At 59.8% G+C, this 15,561-nt stretch carries 10 protein-coding genes and 1 pseudogene; 4 read left to right on the top strand and 7 right to left on the bottom strand.

What is annotated here, in order from left to right; translation table 11 throughout:
* Positions 1 to 2,068: 2,068 nt before the first annotated feature.
* The 3 genes and pseudogenes from AWB67_RS31110 to AWB67_RS31100 all read right to left on the bottom strand — a co-directional run.
* Positions 2,069 to 2,302: pseudogene (locus AWB67_RS31110) on the bottom strand (PTS sugar transporter subunit IIA); the annotation flags it as partial.
* Between the two features lie 474 nt (positions 2,303 to 2,776).
* Positions 2,777 to 5,251, bottom strand: a complete 2,475-nt coding sequence (locus tag AWB67_RS31105; protein WP_087659955.1) for a mechanosensitive ion channel family protein — start codon at positions 5,249 to 5,251, stop codon at positions 2,777 to 2,779.
* Between the two features lie 660 nt (positions 5,252 to 5,911).
* Entirely contained in the window at positions 5,912 to 6,499 is a 588-nt protein-coding gene (locus AWB67_RS31100; RefSeq protein WP_087659954.1) for a hypothetical protein, read from the bottom strand.
* Between the two features lie 1,236 nt (positions 6,500 to 7,735).
* On the opposite strand from AWB67_RS31100, the gene AWB67_RS31095 reads away from it, so the two are divergent.
* On the top strand, positions 7,736 to 8,086 hold the full coding sequence (locus AWB67_RS31095) for a hypothetical protein (RefSeq protein ID WP_087659953.1): 351 nt from the start codon (positions 7,736 to 7,738) through the stop codon (positions 8,084 to 8,086).
* Positions 8,087 to 8,190: 104 nt separating this feature from the next.
* Complete coding sequence (locus tag AWB67_RS31090; protein ID WP_087659952.1) at positions 8,191 to 8,760, top strand: BPSL1445 family SYLF domain-containing lipoprotein; 570 nt, start codon at positions 8,191 to 8,193, stop codon at positions 8,758 to 8,760.
* A 173-nt stretch (positions 8,761 to 8,933) separates the two neighbouring features.
* Here AWB67_RS31090 and AWB67_RS31085 read toward each other — a convergent pair whose 3' ends face one another.
* The 4 genes from AWB67_RS31085 to AWB67_RS39955 form a co-directional block, all read right to left on the bottom strand.
* Entirely contained in the window at positions 8,934 to 10,088 is a 1,155-nt protein-coding gene (locus AWB67_RS31085; protein ID WP_235025429.1) for a lipase family protein, read from the bottom strand.
* Complete coding sequence (locus tag AWB67_RS31080) at positions 10,075 to 11,328, bottom strand: LssY C-terminal domain-containing protein (RefSeq protein WP_087659951.1); 1,254 nt, start codon at positions 11,326 to 11,328, stop codon at positions 10,075 to 10,077. The genes AWB67_RS31085 and AWB67_RS31080 overlap by 14 nt, the downstream gene beginning before the upstream one ends.
* Positions 11,325 to 12,617 carry an LssY C-terminal domain-containing protein gene (locus tag AWB67_RS31075; RefSeq protein WP_087659950.1) on the bottom strand — a complete coding sequence of 431 codons (1,293 nt, stop codon included), beginning with the start codon at positions 12,615 to 12,617 and terminating at the stop codon, positions 11,325 to 11,327. The genes AWB67_RS31080 and AWB67_RS31075 overlap by 4 nt, the downstream gene beginning before the upstream one ends.
* 220 nt (positions 12,618 to 12,837) lie before the next feature.
* Positions 12,838 to 13,047 carry a hypothetical protein gene (locus tag AWB67_RS39955; protein WP_125477742.1) on the bottom strand — a complete coding sequence of 70 codons (210 nt, stop codon included), beginning with the start codon at positions 13,045 to 13,047 and terminating at the stop codon, positions 12,838 to 12,840.
* Between AWB67_RS39955 and AWB67_RS31070 the strand changes: the two genes are divergently transcribed.
* Both AWB67_RS31070 and AWB67_RS31065 read left to right on the top strand, forming a co-directional pair.
* Positions 13,046 to 14,083, top strand: coding sequence for an amino acid ABC transporter substrate-binding protein (locus AWB67_RS31070; protein ID WP_087659949.1), 1,038 nt, complete (start codon positions 13,046 to 13,048; stop codon positions 14,081 to 14,083). The genes AWB67_RS39955 and AWB67_RS31070 overlap by 2 nt on opposite strands.
* Before the next feature lie 62 nt (positions 14,084 to 14,145).
* The gene (locus tag AWB67_RS31065; RefSeq protein ID WP_235025428.1) at positions 14,146 to 15,441 is read left to right on the top strand and encodes an SLC13 family permease; all 1,296 of its coding nucleotides are present in this window, start codon (positions 14,146 to 14,148) and stop codon (positions 15,439 to 15,441) included.
* Positions 15,442 to 15,561: the final 120 nt, after the last annotated feature.

Genomic DNA, 15,561 nt, shown 5'->3' with positions numbered 1-15,561 from the left:
ATTTTCTGCCCGGATGGCTGCACGGCGTCGTACCCGCTGCGCACACCGACACGAAAGCTCGGCGTCCCGCCAAGGAACTCCGCCATTTTCGTCAGAATCGCACGAGCCTGGGCTTGTGAGGCGGTTTCAGGCTCGCCTCGCACGGCACGGACCGGTGGTCCTTTCTGTTCGGAGGCAGAGTAGCCGTAAGGTGCGGCGCTCAGCAGCACAACCGATATCCAGGTAGCCCTGGACACGCGGCGCAGTATGTGAGTGATCAATTTATTAACTCCTTCTGCTCGAACACCTCTTAACACCTGTCCGTCCCGTATAGAGAATAGCGGATTACAGAGTTTTTACCATGCGAGGAATGCCAAACTATAGGCCGCTTCGGGCCGAGGTTCAGCTGCTTCCGGTTCCCCGTGCGATGGCCGCCCCTGTCATGCCGTGTTCCCGGAAGACCTCGTTACAGCCAGAGAACGGTTCGTTGGCCCCGATGAGAAGTTTTTTTCGTTCATACCTCTCGGCGATAACACGCTGGTTTTCGTGCCTGGAGCAGACCTTAGCGCAACCTCTCTGACGACAGTTCCATTCTTCGCATAGGTGTAAAGCTTTCCTATTTTTTTCCCAGACCGATTTGGTTTGATTCGCCGCGCAATGACAAGGAAAATGAGGGCCACGCGCGACCGTTCAGCCGTGAAGCGAAAGCGCACCACGTTTCCGTCCCGGCAAGGTGGCATTCGCAAGGATCGCCCGTCGACCGAACGCCTAGTGCGGCGGAAATACTGTCGGGCGCGGATCGTCGACCGCGCCTCCGAAGTTGAAGAATACAGGCTTTGCCATTCGTGATCTTCCATGCCTTGCAGTGCGAGCATCTCATCATCGAAAAAGCAGCCAATCCCTGTCGCACGCTCGCCCGCCCGCGGCTTAGAGATAGAGCGCCTGGCCAAGAATGCCGCGTTAACAGAACTGACGGCGATAACGCCGTGGCTGCTTCACGCGAGCCCGAATTTCCGAATTTTCCCCATCGCAAAGCAGAAATCGGCGCCGATATCCTGGTGGCAGCAGTCCAACTTTGCCGTGGCGCGCAAATCTAAGGCAGCAGAAGATAGAGAGACCGGTGAAAGGAATCTATTGTCCGATGAACGTTGTGACGGCGCTGCCCTGATTCAACTGGCGCAAGACCGCGTTCACTAATAAAGGGCGCCCGGCCAGAGCACCCTTTCGAAACATCCTGGCGTCAGTTGGAAGGGATAATGTATGCCTGCCCTAGGCGAAAGGTTGAATCATGCTCCGGCTCTACGGGTACAAAGGGTTCACACTAGAGGTCGCGGTTCAAACGGACTTCAATTTGGTGCTGGGAAACGACCAAGGTTCAACAGGGTACGTGGTAGACGTTACGATCGGAAGACCCGAAGGCACGGTCGCAACGTTCTATGAAACCCGTCTCGGCGATGGCAGTGGCAAGCCCTATTACTTTTCTACTCAGGGGGAAGCATTGATGGCCGGATACTCTGCCGGGCGACGGATCGTCAACACTCTACTAACACCGGGCCTTTAGGCTGAAGGGATCGGTTCTGAGCCCCAGCTTTCTTTTGCACCCGCAGCCTCCTATACTTGGAATGCGTTTCCGCCCAGCATGACGGAGGCGCGCTTTGTAATCATTTTGGACTTGATGCCCGCCTAGTTGCCCTTTGGCGGGCTTTTTTTCGCCGCGAATTTCCCAGGCAGCCCACGCACCGCACAGGTCGAGCAGCAAAAATAGCGCTGAAGCTTTACCGGCTTCAAAAGGGGCCCTCGGTGATATACCGTGGTACATTGCTCGCAAGAGTGCGTGTGCGGACACGTGTTTCTATGAACACGGTGTGAGTGGGTGTGCGATATATAACGTGAGCCTATTTCGAACGGTGTGCATAATTCGTACATCGATGGCGCCCCTTAACCTCCCTTATCAAGCTAACGGCCAAGCGCACCTTTGCCTACACTCGTGTCAGCCGCACTGAGCTCACCACCAGCAGCAAAACGTGCGGGAGGCGCTTGCAGGGCGTTGTCACGTTAAAGTGTTGGAGGCGCAAGTGAGCGGGGGACGCAGGACTTCAAGCCCGTTGTCGTCGGTGATCGTCACGGCGTGGCCGGCGCTATGCAACTGCGTGACCTTGCCGGCAAGCGGGGATAGCAGTTCATTCGAGATCGGGTCGATCGACACGCCGTCGCCGACCATTCTCTGGGCGAAGACCGGATCGGGGACGGTTTCGAGCGGCACCATGACGCCCGAGACCGGCGCCATCAGATCGATGTGTACTGGACGCTGCGGAGCTTTCATGTACGCGACTCCTTGCGTTTGACGCTCGGTCGAAACGCCTGAATTCGAAACCAGAGCATTGTCTTCGCTGGCGCGGATGAGCGTGGTCTCAGGGGCTATCGGCTTAGGGTGAAAGCCGTGAATCGCGGGCGAGTCGCGCTACAAGGCCGTCGAACCCTGGCTTCATCATAGGCAACGACTGGATGATTCGCTTCACGAATTGATGCGGTGATGCGCTGCCTTTCAGCTCCGTGGGCGGAATAAATCGAGGGGCGGGTGAAATCATTCGGCCGTCGTATAAAGAGTGGGCGATCCAATCGCTGCTTTCAAGAGAATCGATGATTGCACCGTGCCGTGAATAGGTCGGGCCGATCCGGATGTTGGCAAATGGATAGCGGCTGGCTCAATGAGCGAACTTGTGGAATGCAGTAGCCAGGTCCAATATGTTCGACGAAACGGCGCGCTCCTTTTGAGCTTCACAGTATCTCGCGGGTCTTAACCGGTTGCAGGCTGTGTACGCGGCGGCTCTTGAAGGTGCGGTGCCGACGACGTTGGAGCACCCGCACTCGACCCGTCAGAGACATCCACGCCGGCGTCGTTGCCGGGTACCGGCGACAGGCCCGTCGCCTTCTGCGACGTATGAACCTCCATCCGCGGCAGGGGAATCTCGATTCCTGCGTCGTCCATCTTGCGCTTGAGCTGCTCGTTGAATGCGCGCGCCACGCTCCACTGCTGTAACGGCCGGGTCTTAAACTGCCCCTTGACCAGCATCCCGTTGGCGTCGAACCGGTCGAGCCCCCACACCTCGACGGGGCCGAGTATCTCGTTGCGGAAGGTGGCATGGGCCAACATTTCGTTGCCGACCTCGCCAATGAGGCGCCTGACCTGATCCATTTCGACAGTAAACGGCACCCGAACTTCAAAGACCGCGTAGGCGAAATCACGCGACAGGTTCTTCACGATCTTGATCTGCGAGAACGGAATGGTATGGATCGCACCTTGCCCGTCCCGCAGCCGGACCGTGCGGATCGTCAGGTCGATGACCGTGCCGGCGTGGCCGCCGTCGATGTCGATCCAGTCACCGACGGAGACCGTCTCCTCGACGATGATGAAGAGCCCCGTGATTAGATCGGTAACGAGCGACTTCGCACCGAACCCCGCCGCAAGGCCGATCACGCCCGCGCCCGCGAGCAAGGGTGTCAGATTGACGCCAAGGCTCGCGGCAACGGCGACGGCGGCGATCGTGACGACTACGACGAGCATCGCATTGCGCACGAGCGGCAGGATGGTGCGCCCGCGCACGCCCGGATCGAGCGCCTTGGTGCGCGCGCTGCTCGGGCTCAATGCTTCAAGGATCACGGTATCGATCAGAATCCATACGAACCAGGCCCCGAACACAGTCGTCGTGAGCGCGATCAACGTGTATTTGACGCCCGGCGTCATCGCGCTTTGCTTGAGGAACCGCGCAACCGGGCTGCTCCACAGATCCAATTCGAACCGGATGTAGACGAGCCAGATGACGAAGGTCAGCAGCATGCCGCCAAAGCGCAGCAGCCTCATCAGATGCGGAGTGCGGCGGTGAGCCCGGCTGTTTCGTACACGGGTCAGGTGAAGCAGAAGCGCCGACAGGAACAGGGTCAGCACGAGCAGCAGTGCGCTGACAAGCGACGGTTGCAGGACACCGCCTTCCGCGCCACGCCCGTCGACGATCGCAACGATCGACGCAACCGCGATCAGCAGGATCGGAATGTGCCACAGCGATGCGAGGATATCAAGCGCCTCGGTTGCCAGCTTGTGATCGTGCCTACGCGTGTAGGCGCGATTGCGGATCAGATGGGCGACCGGCCGCCGGTACGCGAGGGCGAAATATGCGCTCATGATGGCGGCTGCCATGTTGGCGAAGGTCGAAACGAGTCCGGCCAGATTTGGGCCGAGCAGTTGCGTCACGTGAGAATTCGAAGCTGCGTCCCCGAGCGCGCCACACGCGCCAATCGTGAAGAGCAGCGAGCGGGCACGCGGGAGCAGCAGTTGGACCGCGACTCGCCGGTGCGCAGAGCCGAACACCGCGAACACGATCGAGCAGAGGGCGGAGAAGATCGCGCCCGCGACGATCGAATAGGCGATCACAAGCCCGAGCGTGTGGCCGAGTGCTTCCGCCCTGGTCCCGACGAGCAGCAGGGCCGCGAGAAACGCGATGATCCATGGGCCCGTCTGCCGCATCCCGAAGCTCAACAGTTCGAGCGACGTCGGATTGGGCACCAGGGAGATATCCCAGCCATAGTGCGCACGGACGCGCCGCTGTGCGTGGAACTGTCCGGCTGCACAGGCACCCCAGGCGGTGAGCGTCACGAACATTCCAAGGACGACCTCGCCGAGCGACTCGTCGCGCTGCCCGGTGACGATGGTCTTCAGTTCATTTGCTGCCGCGCCCGAACGGCCTGCCCAGTAATGCAAAGGTGTGCGGCCCTCGTTAAGATTCGCCTCGACCGATGCAACGCTCAGAGCAATGGTGCCGAGCAAATCGCGTTTCGGCTCCGCGGGGGCTTCGGGCGCGACGGTCTGGGTGGCCTCGCGCAGTTTTTTTAACTGCGTCACGAGCGCTGCGCGCTCTTTGTCGTTGTCGAGCGTGGCAATGAGGTGGTCCAGCGAGCGCGCAAGGTCGACCCGACTGGCAGGGACAGGCGCGGATGCCGCCTGTGCGCTCGAGGCAGCCGGTGCGGATGCGCCTGTGACACCTTCGGCGAAGCGCTGTAATCCGGCGGATAACGGCGTCACTGCCGCCAGCGCAAGGCTTGGCGTCGACAAAGCCAGTCCCGATACGACGAGCCATACGCAGGCAATCCATACTGCACGCCGCACACCGATCTGAAAGCAGCGCGTGCATCGGAGGGAAAGGGGCAAAGTATTGAAAGTCCCCGAGCCGGCGAAGTCCGGGGTAGCGCAGGTATCACGTCCGGGCGATGCGTTCATGGCGATCCTTTGCGAAAGAGGTCGCACTGGTTGACCGGGATGTCGGCCGATTGCCTGAGGTGCAGGCATCAAAAGGGCGTCTACGAACCATCCGGCGGCGATCCAATGATCTGCAAACCTCCTTTGGGGATCTAAGCCCATTCAGCTCTCGCCCAAGACTACTGCATCAAATGTGGCTCTGCCATCGGCATCGTTACAGTGCCGGTATCACCCGCGTGAGTTGTTTCACTTTTCGTACATTCCCAATGTCTTCCTCCACAATGCGCAGCGCCGCGTCCGTCAGCGCCTCACGCGCGTATACCCTTCGCGTCAGAACAGCGAGCCGATGATGATTTGGAAGTGCCCCATGACCAGCGTGACGTAGCCGAGGAGAGCGCTCCCGCGCACGATCTGATCGCGGGAGGGCAAGCTGCCTGTCGCTGCCCGCATCGACGTGCGATAGCTTCTCGTAGCTCGACTTGAGGATGGGCAGGCCGCTTGGGACGCCGGAACGAGCGCAGCGTGGGGGATAAAAGGAGTCGGTGCCGTGGCGGCAGCATCGGGCGTCGCAGGGTGCGCGCGATCGCCGGCTTCAAGAATGACGCCATCGATCACGCCGCGCGTCAGAATTGCAAGCCGTGCTTTCGCAAGTGCCGAAGCGACGCACGATAGTGCGTCGCTTCATTTCTTGCCAGCAGGTTCCACCGATATCGCCAGAGCTTCCGTGTAGACGGCTTCGACTTGATCGCCCTTGTGAAGGCGCTTGAGACGCTCCGGGTCCTCCACCTTCAGATCGACCGTATTGCCCTTTGGACCCTTGAGCGTGACTGTCTTCGCCTTGTGATTCACTGCGACCACGTCCGCGATGACCGTCACTTCTCGCCCGAGCGTGCCTCCAGGCTTGGCGCCTGGTGCGGAGCGCTGCTCCGTGCCGCGTTCGGTAAGAGCCACTTCCCCTTTTTTCTTCATGAGGCTGACCGTAAGCGCCTCGCTGTACGCCACCGTAACTGTATCGCCCAAAGCCAGCTGGTCGAAGTTGCGGGCCTCGCTCGTGACCTCCAGTTCGACGACCTTGCCTTCGTGCGTCTTGAGCGTGACGGTACGCGTGGTCTTATCGATTCCTACCACCGTCGCCATCATCCTGGTGAGACCCTTGACGGTGGTCTGGTCCGGTCCCTTCGTGACTTCCACGTTGGTCTGCGGCTGAGCCAGCGCGATCTGTGCAAAGAATGCAACGGCGACAATGGTCATGACTTTCGTGGCTTTCATCGTAATTTTTCCTTGAAAGACGCTTTGGACCTGGGAACTGGCACTTGTGCGCTTCGTGTGCCTACTCGTGTTAGGCGAACATTGCTAAGCCGGTAATTACTTTTCCTTTGAGAAGATGGTAATCGTTACGGTAAGTGGTGCTCTCGCTCAAGTTACCTGTGCCGCCAAGGATCGCAAAACTGATTTACATATTCTAGGCAGAGACATGCCCGTATGAAAGGATTGTTCATTTGTTGAATCGAGCGCGGATCGGCCCGATTTAAATCAACCGTTCATCCGGTTGATCATTCGGCCCGTCTTGCGGTCGCCGATGCAGGCAAAGAATCATTTAAGGCAATGCGAGGCATCGAACTCAGTCATCGCTTTGTGACAATGGCCGGGTTTTGCCTCCCAGATCGTTACCATCTGATGTGAAACATCAAAGCGATCGCCGCGGGATACAAGCATCAAGTCCGATATCGCGCTCGATCTAACCGAGGCGAAGTGACGATAGCGCGCTCCTATGCGTTGTGTTCGGTGAACAATCCTTTGTAGCGTGATGGAGATCGCCTATAACAGTCAACACAGAACTCTCTTTTGCACGGCATCGCGCATGAGCTGCGGATTCGACGGCGTTTTTGCGATGCGGATGAAACGCCACCTCCAGGCATTCTTGTCCAGGACAAGAATGCCTGGCGTCCCGAATACGCGAGACGCAAACGCGGATTGACAGTGTACAAGAGGTCCAGCCTATGGCTGGATCTGAAGCGATATCTCGCTGAAGTCCGTTTCCATTCATGCGCTCATTCGCCCCATCATCATTCGCCTGCTGTTTTTCTTTACGCTGCTCATGGTTGTCGATTCGCCGGTTCAATCGGCGTTACGCTAAAGGCTTCGGCTAGCTTCCCTGCATCGCGTACCGGCGTGTTCGACCTGCTCAGTCGCAACACGTCGTGGAAACGGGTTCGGGAGAGCACGCTTGGCCTGCATCAGTGGACGTCCTCTTCTAAAGACGGCTTGAAAAGAACATTGTCGTGTAAGGCTTCGAGGCGTCTTGGCCTTGTGAGACGTCAACTGGAGGATTGTGCGATGGATGAAATGACAGGCTTAGGAACTGCTTGTACCCATGGCTTGTCATGGACACTTCGGCTAAACCTCGTGCCGCGCGGCATCATCGATGAAGTCGTCGGAAGTGCCTGCTAGCAGTAGAAAGAGATAAATGGGAACAAGAATGTTAACCCAACTGGAGGTGTTACCGTGAAACTGCTACCGCTCGTCCTCTTCGGCGTCGCTGCCATATCAGGTTGTGCGAACCAGCCAACGCCAGTTAACGCGCAATCCGTAGGAGAAAGTCAAAAAGCGCCCGCCGTTGTTGCCCAATGCATCGCGCAGAAATGGGCGGATCAGTCGCAACGACAGGTGGTATCCCAAGTCATCGTGGCGAACAATCAGGCGATGGATGTGTATGTTCCGGGGCAGCAGCCTCCGAATGGCGCGGCCGCTGTCGTGCGGCCGTCGTGGACGGGCAACAGCAAGACGTGGGTTGGCTTCCGCGCGGGAAGCGGGGCCGATAGCGGCGCGAGCGGGAGTATCGGCGGCTGCCTCTGAACGGCGCGTCGGTAGGCCGCATTTCGTGGTTTCCCGACGTGTGGGGACAGCAATCTCAGCAGCCTTAGGCCCCAATTTGGAGCAATTGAACCGAGGAGAGTCTCATGAACCGTCGCACTTTCGTTTCTCTGACCGCCATTGCCCTCGCCAGCTCGCTTGCCGCTTGCGGCACGACCTCGAATCCGACGGAAGCGGCCAACAAGCGCAAGGAAATCGATGCCGGCGTCGATGCTGCCATCAACAAGCTTTACAGTTCGACTCCAGGCGCGCGGGAACAGGGCAGCAAGGCCAAGGGCATTCTCGTGTTTCCGTCGGTGATCGCGGCGGGCCTCGTGGTCGGCGGCGAATATGGTGAAGGCGCCCTTCGCGCGGGAGGCGCGTCGATCGGCTATTACAAGACCAGTACCGCGTCGTTCGGTCTGCAGATCGGCGCCCAATCCAAGGCGGTGATCCTGATGTTCATGACCCAGGACGCGCTCAATAAATTCCGGACGAGCGACAAGGGCTGGACAGCGGGCGTGGATGGATCGGTAGCGGTCGCGAAGACGGGCGCCAATGGTGCACTCGACACCGCAACGACGAACTCTCCGATCGTCGGGTTTGTGCTGACGAACAGCGGTCTAATGGCCAATCTTAGCTTCGAAGGCACCAAGGTCAGCAAGCTCGATATCTGATGGCGAGGGTCCGCCGGTAGCGATGCAATGCGTCTCTCGAGCGGGCCTTTCGCGGGCCTGCGACGTCGCGATGATAGTCAGTCTGTGAACAACCAACATGACAACGACACCGTACCTGCTTCACAAAGCGTCTGCGACCACTCGCAATAGTGCTGTTTCATGCGGATGGCGTTTCACTGCCCGAACATCGCCACATCTTCCTCGACAAAGCGCAACATCGCTTCCGTCAGCGCCTCGCGAGGATAGGCATTCTGCGTGACGAACAGCGAGCCGATGACGGAGTGCGTCCGGGCAATTGGCACGGCCAGAGCCCAGTGATCGGCGTTGACGTATCCGAGGAGCGTGCTCCCGGGCACGACCTGATCGTAGAAGATTACCTGACTGTCGTTGCGTGCATCGACGCGCGAGAGTTTCTCGTAGCTCGATCTCAGTATGGAAGAAATGCGATCCGGTTCGGGGAACGTGACGAGCGAGTAGTAGCGAAGGCCGGGAGGAAGCGCGTGATGAGCCATCCACGCCCTGCGTGTTGCCGGCCGCAGGCTTTGCACGGCGCCACCGTCTCCCGAGGTGCAGATCGCGCCAGGAAAGTGTCGCAGCATGTCCGCCTGGAACTGCTCGGCTTCGTTCGCAAGCGGCGATCCGCCGACCGCTCCAGCCGCGCTTACCATCGCTGCCACGCGGCTACGGATCTCCGGATAGGCGACCAGCGCCTCCAGGATGTCCGGTGCTCCCTTTGAGTAACCGATCAGCACGAGTTGTGGCGCTCCGGGCGGCAGTTGCATGGCCAATATGGCATCGCGAATCTGGCGTGCATTGTTCGTCGAACTCGACAACCCGTCGACATCGAGCATGATCGCGTCGTAGCCGAATCGCCGCAAGTGCTTCACGACGGTGCCGGGCGAACTGAGCCAAGGCTTGAAGCAGTCGTACCCGACGCCGGGCACCATTACCGCGATGAGGTGTCGCCGAGATTGCCCCAGATCGACAGGCACGCCGGTGCCCGCAGGCTCGACACCGACTCGTGTCAGCGCGTCTTCGCAAGCGCGGTAGTCGTCAAGCGCGGCGCCGTGTGTTTCCAGGACCGCACAGTAGATCTCGCGGAATCGCGCCCGTTTGTCCTGGATCCCTGCCTGGGTTGCTGCAACAAGGGCAAGCGGCGGCGTGTCCGCGGAATAAGGGATGAGCGGCCTTGTTGCACATGCCGCAAGCGCAAGACAGGCTAGGGCGGCAGCTACTCCGGCTCCGTCACGCCACAACGCACGCCGGTGACGATCCGGTTGGGCCTCGCGCCTGTCGCGCAATCCGGCGACGGGGTTACTTTCCTGCATCGCCGTTCTCCTTGTGTACGGCGGACTCGCGTTGCTCGAGGTAAGGTACCCAGTCCAGTATTTTGACGTTTGTAAAGCTAAGCGGCCGCGTTGCAAAAAACATCACCGCGCGCAATCCGTCGGTATGGTAAGACGCACCGTTTAGTGTAGTGCGGGGACCTGTCCGCGACGCCGAAGCGACCCCGTTGACGAATCCGAGCTTTTCCAGACCGCCCGAATACATCATGTCCTGAACGAGGAAATTCCTCGCCTCGTCGACATCTTCATGTAGCACGTCCCCTCCAGTACCGGCGCGCGCAAAGCGGCCGCCGACCGGCCGTCCGACCTGGGCGACGTACACGAGGGCGCCGTTGAAGCGAATCGGCGTGAGCCACGCGCGTATGGAGGTGGCGGACGCGCTCGCTTGCGCCTCCTTGCGCAGGACGACGTCCGGTCTGCGTCCGAAGACCCATTGGTCCAGATCGTCCTCGCGCAGGGTGCGGCGAAAGCTGCGTCGCACCAGCGCCGCACCGATGTCTCCCAGATTGCCGATGGCGATGAAATTCAGCGGATCCGCGCCGGTCGTGGCGTGCTGATCGCTGGCGCAACATGGCAGCCGCTCGAGCGCGGCACGCAGCGAAGCGAGGTCGTGGTAGTCGGCGATTTCCTCATCGGGATACTGAAACAAGGTCAGTGCGAGGCGAGTATCGAACACGTCATCCGGCACGCGCACGAAAAGGGAGAAGGGAACCAAGATCCTGTTTCCGAACAGGTCGACATTGACGAGCTTGGGATCTCTATCCGGGTTGGTGAACAGAACCCCGGTGCGCGTTTCCCCCGCTGGAATCGGGTTCTTGAACCCGAGCTTATTGAAGTGATCGTCGATGCTCGCATTCGTAGCGCCTCCGAGCAGCGTGTGCATGGACCACGCAACTTCGAGTGGCGAAAAGTAGTCGGGATCGGTTCCCGACTGCAGCAGCCAAAGCGGTTGTGAAGTCAAATTCTGAACTTCGATCCATAGCGGCTGTACGTTGGTCTTGTTGAGGTCGGCGCCGAACATGCGCTCGCTGTCTTCGGATGACAGAATGGCCGCTCGCACATGCACGTTCAGTTTGGTCGCACTCGCGGCACGCTCACGCAGCGGCGCATCGTCGAGGTCCGTTGGAGCGGTCCATCTCGCGCAGCCTGCCAAAAGGAGAAGGAGTGTAACGCTGCCGGCCGCGTTTCTCAGTGCACGAAGCGACGATGGCAACCTGCTCATTGTTTTGCTTCCGAGGGCGGGTCCCTCCTGGCTTTCCCACTCATCTCCCACGGAAGAATTTCGATCTCTGAAAGCGAGGTGGGATAGCGGTCGAATACGAGGACCTGTCGATACCCATCGGTGTAGTAGGGATCGGTGGTGAGGTTCTGACTCGGCACGTTTTGCGGGGCTGGGCCCACTCCTTTTACGAATCCAATCTTTGTCAGGTTCTGGGAGTAGGCCATATCCTCCGCGAGTGCCCTGCGCGCTTCGTCCACGTCCGGGTCGATCTTGTGCGTGGTGAACGTCGGTGAGTGAATCGTGAGACGGGTGCCGATATCCCGGCTGATCTGGCCTACCCACACGGCCTTACCCCGATAGCGAATCGGACTTAGCCAGAGGCGCAGATGATTGCGCTGGTGAACATTGTCACGCGCTTTCTGCAACGCGAGGTCCTGCGCTCGACCAAACAAATAAAGGTCGCTTACTGGCGCATTGACATAACGATCGCCAGAAAGCGCGGAGGTGACCATCCTCATGATCGCGCCAGACCACTTTTGCTCGGTCGGGCTCCAGCCGCGGCGCACCAGTGCGGGGAAGGCGTCGTCGAGTCCTCCCACGAGGACCAGATTGAGCGGATCGCCATTGCTCGAACCGTCTTGGTTCGTTGCGCAGCAAGGGAGGGCTTCGAGAGCTGAGCGAAAAGCGTCGTCATCCGTATGGTCCACGATTTTTTGGGGCGGATAGATATCGCGGCGAAAGACTTCGCTGACGTGATAATCGGCATAAAAGCCCGGCACGACGATGAGGATTGAGAATGTCCTTGCTTGTGCGCTCGCAACAAGGTCCAGCTGGACAAGCTTCGCGCCTTCGTTGAGGTGGGTCAGCACGAATCCCGAGTTGGTCTGGCCGGCCAGGATGGGGTTCCGAAAGGCAAGTCGGCGGAAGCGCTGGTCGAGCTCCTCCTTCCCGCCAGGCGAATTGGCGTTCGCAAACGCCTCGGCAGCTTCCGAAGCGGGGAAGAAATTTGGATCGACGCCCGGTGACATTAGGAAATAGCCAAGGGTCTCGTCGTTCGAGACCTCGACCCAGACGGGCTGAATGGACTTCTTTGCGAGCGCTACACCATAAGTCGCCGTGCTTTCTTCAGCCGAAAGGACTGCCGCCGATACCCGCAGGCCACCTTCAGTACGTGTCACGGCGCGGCTCTTGTAGGTGAGTTCGCCGGCGGGCGGCGGCGTTGAGGCGCAACTGGACAGGATGAAAGCGATGACAAGTGGGATCAGCAGTCGGTTGACCATTCCGTTCATCGACTAACCTCCTTTCTGCGAGGGCGGGCGCCGGAGTCCTTGGTGATCGATCTTCACAGGTATCGTTGAAAGTATAGGTCGAGAGTCCGGAATTACCGTCGATGTTTGACCGACTGATCGGACCAAGGGCAGGGACGGTAGCGCTGCTCCTCACGCGCAGCGTTCAGTTTGTAATCCTTTGTCGCGCTATGGAGATCGCCTATAACTGTCAAGATGTAACTCATTTTTGCGTGACATCGCGCATGACCTGTGGATGAATTGCCTCGTTGGATGCAGATGAAACGCTGCCGACCGGCATTCCCCTCCGCGACAGGAACGCCTTGGCATTGTGCGTACCTGAGGCGCGAATACCGATTGACACGACATTGAACGGCCAGCCTCCTGGCTGAATCAGAAGCAACAATTCTGCTGAGGTCCGGTTTGCATCCATGGCTCTCATTCGCCGCATCATCATTCGCTTGCTGTTGCTGTGTTTGCCGCTGCTCATGGTTGTCGATCCGCCGGTTCAAGCGGCGCGGGGAGACACCCTGGCTCAGGCTAGATCGCGCGGCTTCCTGCGCTGCGGGGTTAGCGAAGGCGTAGAGGGATTCTCGGCCAAGGACTCAGCTGGGCGCTGGGCAGGCATCGATGTGGACTTCTGCCACGCAGTGGCGGCGGCGGCGTTAGGCAGTGCGGACCGCGTCGCCTTCGTTCCGTTGAAGGCTTCGGCCAGATTCCCGGCATTGCGTACCGGCGTGGTCGACCTGCTCAGTCGCAACACGACGTGGACGCTCGTTCGGGAAAGCACGCTTGACGTGCAATTCGCGGGCGTCCTCTTTTATGACGGACAGGCGTTCATGGTCCCGAAAAAATCCGGGTTGACGAGCGTCTCCCGTCTCGACGGCACAACGATCTGCGTCGAGAAGGGTACGTCGAGCGAGGTCCACCTCGTGGATTACTTCGCAGCCAGAAAGCTGAGCGTAAAGCCGCTTGCGATCGACTCGGTAAGCGACGTGGTGAGTGCGTACATTAAAGGGCTCTGCAGCGCCTATACGGCCGATGCTGCTCATCTTTCCGCCGTTCGCCTGCTGCTCCCTGGCCGCGCGCAGGACCATGTGATCCTGCCGGAGCGGATCGCGAAGGAACCCCTCGGGCCGGTGGTCCGGGCCACGGACGAGACCTGGCTGGTACTGGTTCGCTGGGTGTTGCTGTCGCTGATTGCCGCTGAAGAGTCCGGCGTCACACAGGGCAATGGGAAGGAGCGCATGCGAGATCCACTGATTGCGGGACCACTGGAGCCTGGGACCGACGTGAGCACGGCTATCGGAGTCGAACCGGGCTGGGTCGAGCGCGCAATCCTGAGCGTTGGGAACTACGGCGAGATGTTCGAGCGCAACCTCGGCGCGCGCAGCCCGCTCGATCTCGAGCGCGGGCTCAACCGCTTATGGACACAGGGTGGCCTGATGTACGCGCCACCTGTACGCTAGTTTGCCGGGGCGCGCTCATGAGCGAACTGCAGATCTACATCGTCCTCGGCGTCTTCGGGTCTGTGATCCTCGCGATCGCGTTCAACATAGTAGACATGGCCGTGGCCGCGCTGATAGGCGTATGTGTGCTGATCGCACTCGGCATATTGAACGAAGACGACCTGCTGATCGCAACGAGCATTTCTGGAGGGCCTCTCAGTCTGCTGTTTGGCGGCATGGTAGTCGCGCGCATCCTGTCCACCACGGGTCTTTTCGAACTGATCGGTGACATCTATCTGCGCGCGACAGGCGGCAGCGGCAGGCGTTTCCTTTTCTTGCTGATGGCGCTGGTTGCACCTATATGCGCATTCCTTCCGAACGCAACCACGGTCATCCTGCTTGCGCCCATCATCATCCGGGTTGCGACCGCACTCGGAACGGACATCGTCGGGCCGATGGTTCTGACCGCGATCGTCAGCAACGCCGCCGGGCTGCTCACGCTGGTGGGCGATCCGGCGACTTTTCTGATCGGCAGCTCGATTGGCATGAGCTTTGGTGAATATCTGCGGCGCGTGAGCCTTGGCGGCGTCCTGGCACTGCTCGTCATCGTGCCGCTGTTGCCCCTGCTGATGCGCGACGTCTGGCGCGTGCGCATGCCGCTTCCGCCGCCAGCGGCTCGTGCGCGGATCGCTCGGCCGGTCTACGCGGCGTGCTCGCTTGCGGTACTGGGGACGATGATTGTCCTCTTCGTTCTGGGCGAGCGGCTGCCGACGCGTGTCGTGCCTCCGACGGTCGCGATGATCGCGGGCGCCCTTGGATTGCTGGTGGGCTTCGCTGCAAAAGTCGAGCCAACCGACAACGTATTGCGCGACGTCGACTGGAAGACGCTTCTATTTTTGGGTTCGATCTTTTGTCTCGTCCAGGCCGTGGCGAAGACGGGGTTGTTGCCGCAGCTCGCGTTAAAGCTCTACGCCGCATTTGGGACCGAACTGACTCTGGTCGCGTTGACGATGATCGGAGGGATCGGACTGCTTTCGGCCGTGCTCGCCAACGTGCCTGTCGCTGCGGCGTCGATCCTGGTCGTGAAGGGCTACCTCGTAGCAGCCGAAGCGGTGCCCGATGCTGCGCTGGATGCTCACTTCACCCAGTGGCCCTCAGCGACCATTCCAGTGTTCGTCGCCATGATGTTCGGTGCGACGCTCGGTGGGAATGCCACGCTCATCGGCGCGTCCGCCAACATCGTGTCCGCGGGCATTTGTGCGCGTCATGGCCGGGTGATCACATTCGCGACATTCCTACGCTTCGGTCTGCCCATCACCGTGATTCAGCTCGCTGTGTCGGCGCTGTATGTTCTCGTGTTGTCTCGGTGGATGAAGTGACGGACTCTGGAACGGGCCTAGAAGCGCAGAAACATCCAACGATGTCCCCCGGCGTCACACTAGATGTCGCCTCTGAATTTTTGTTATTTGAAGAACTCAGAGGTGCAGGTTGAAGACGAA

Origin of the sequence: Caballeronia terrestris (genome assembly GCF_001544515.1) — a bacterium.
GTDB lineage: Bacteria > Pseudomonadota > Gammaproteobacteria > Burkholderiales > Burkholderiaceae > Caballeronia > Caballeronia terrestris.
Note: the sequence above shows the minus strand (reverse complement) of the source record. Positions and strands in the feature narration are given on the sequence as shown.

What these genes read in the sequence shown, in the direction of transcription:
- AWB67_RS31105 (WP_087659955.1), bottom strand. Translation starts at nt 5,251, where the DNA reads ATGAACGCATCGCCCGGACGTGATACCTGCGCTACCCCGGACTTCGCC.
- AWB67_RS31100 (WP_087659954.1), bottom strand. Translation starts at nt 6,499, where the DNA reads ATGAAAGCCACGAAAGTCATGACCATTGTCGCCGTTGCATTCTTTGCA.
- AWB67_RS31090 (WP_087659952.1), top strand. Translation starts at nt 8,191, where the DNA reads ATGAACCGTCGCACTTTCGTTTCTCTGACCGCCATTGCCCTCGCCAGC.
- AWB67_RS31085 (WP_235025429.1), bottom strand. Translation starts at nt 10,088, where the DNA reads ATGCAGGAAAGTAACCCCGTCGCCGGATTGCGCGACAGGCGCGAGGCC.
- AWB67_RS31080 (WP_087659951.1), bottom strand. Translation starts at nt 11,328, where the DNA reads ATGAGCAGGTTGCCATCGTCGCTTCGTGCACTGAGAAACGCGGCCGGC.
- AWB67_RS31075 (WP_087659950.1), bottom strand. Translation starts at nt 12,617, where the DNA reads ATGAACGGAATGGTCAACCGACTGCTGATCCCACTTGTCATCGCTTTC.
- AWB67_RS31070 (WP_087659949.1), top strand. Translation starts at nt 13,046, where the DNA reads ATGGCTCTCATTCGCCGCATCATCATTCGCTTGCTGTTGCTGTGTTTG.
- AWB67_RS39955 (WP_125477742.1), bottom strand. Translation starts at nt 13,047, where the DNA reads ATGGATGCAAACCGGACCTCAGCAGAATTGTTGCTTCTGATTCAGCCA.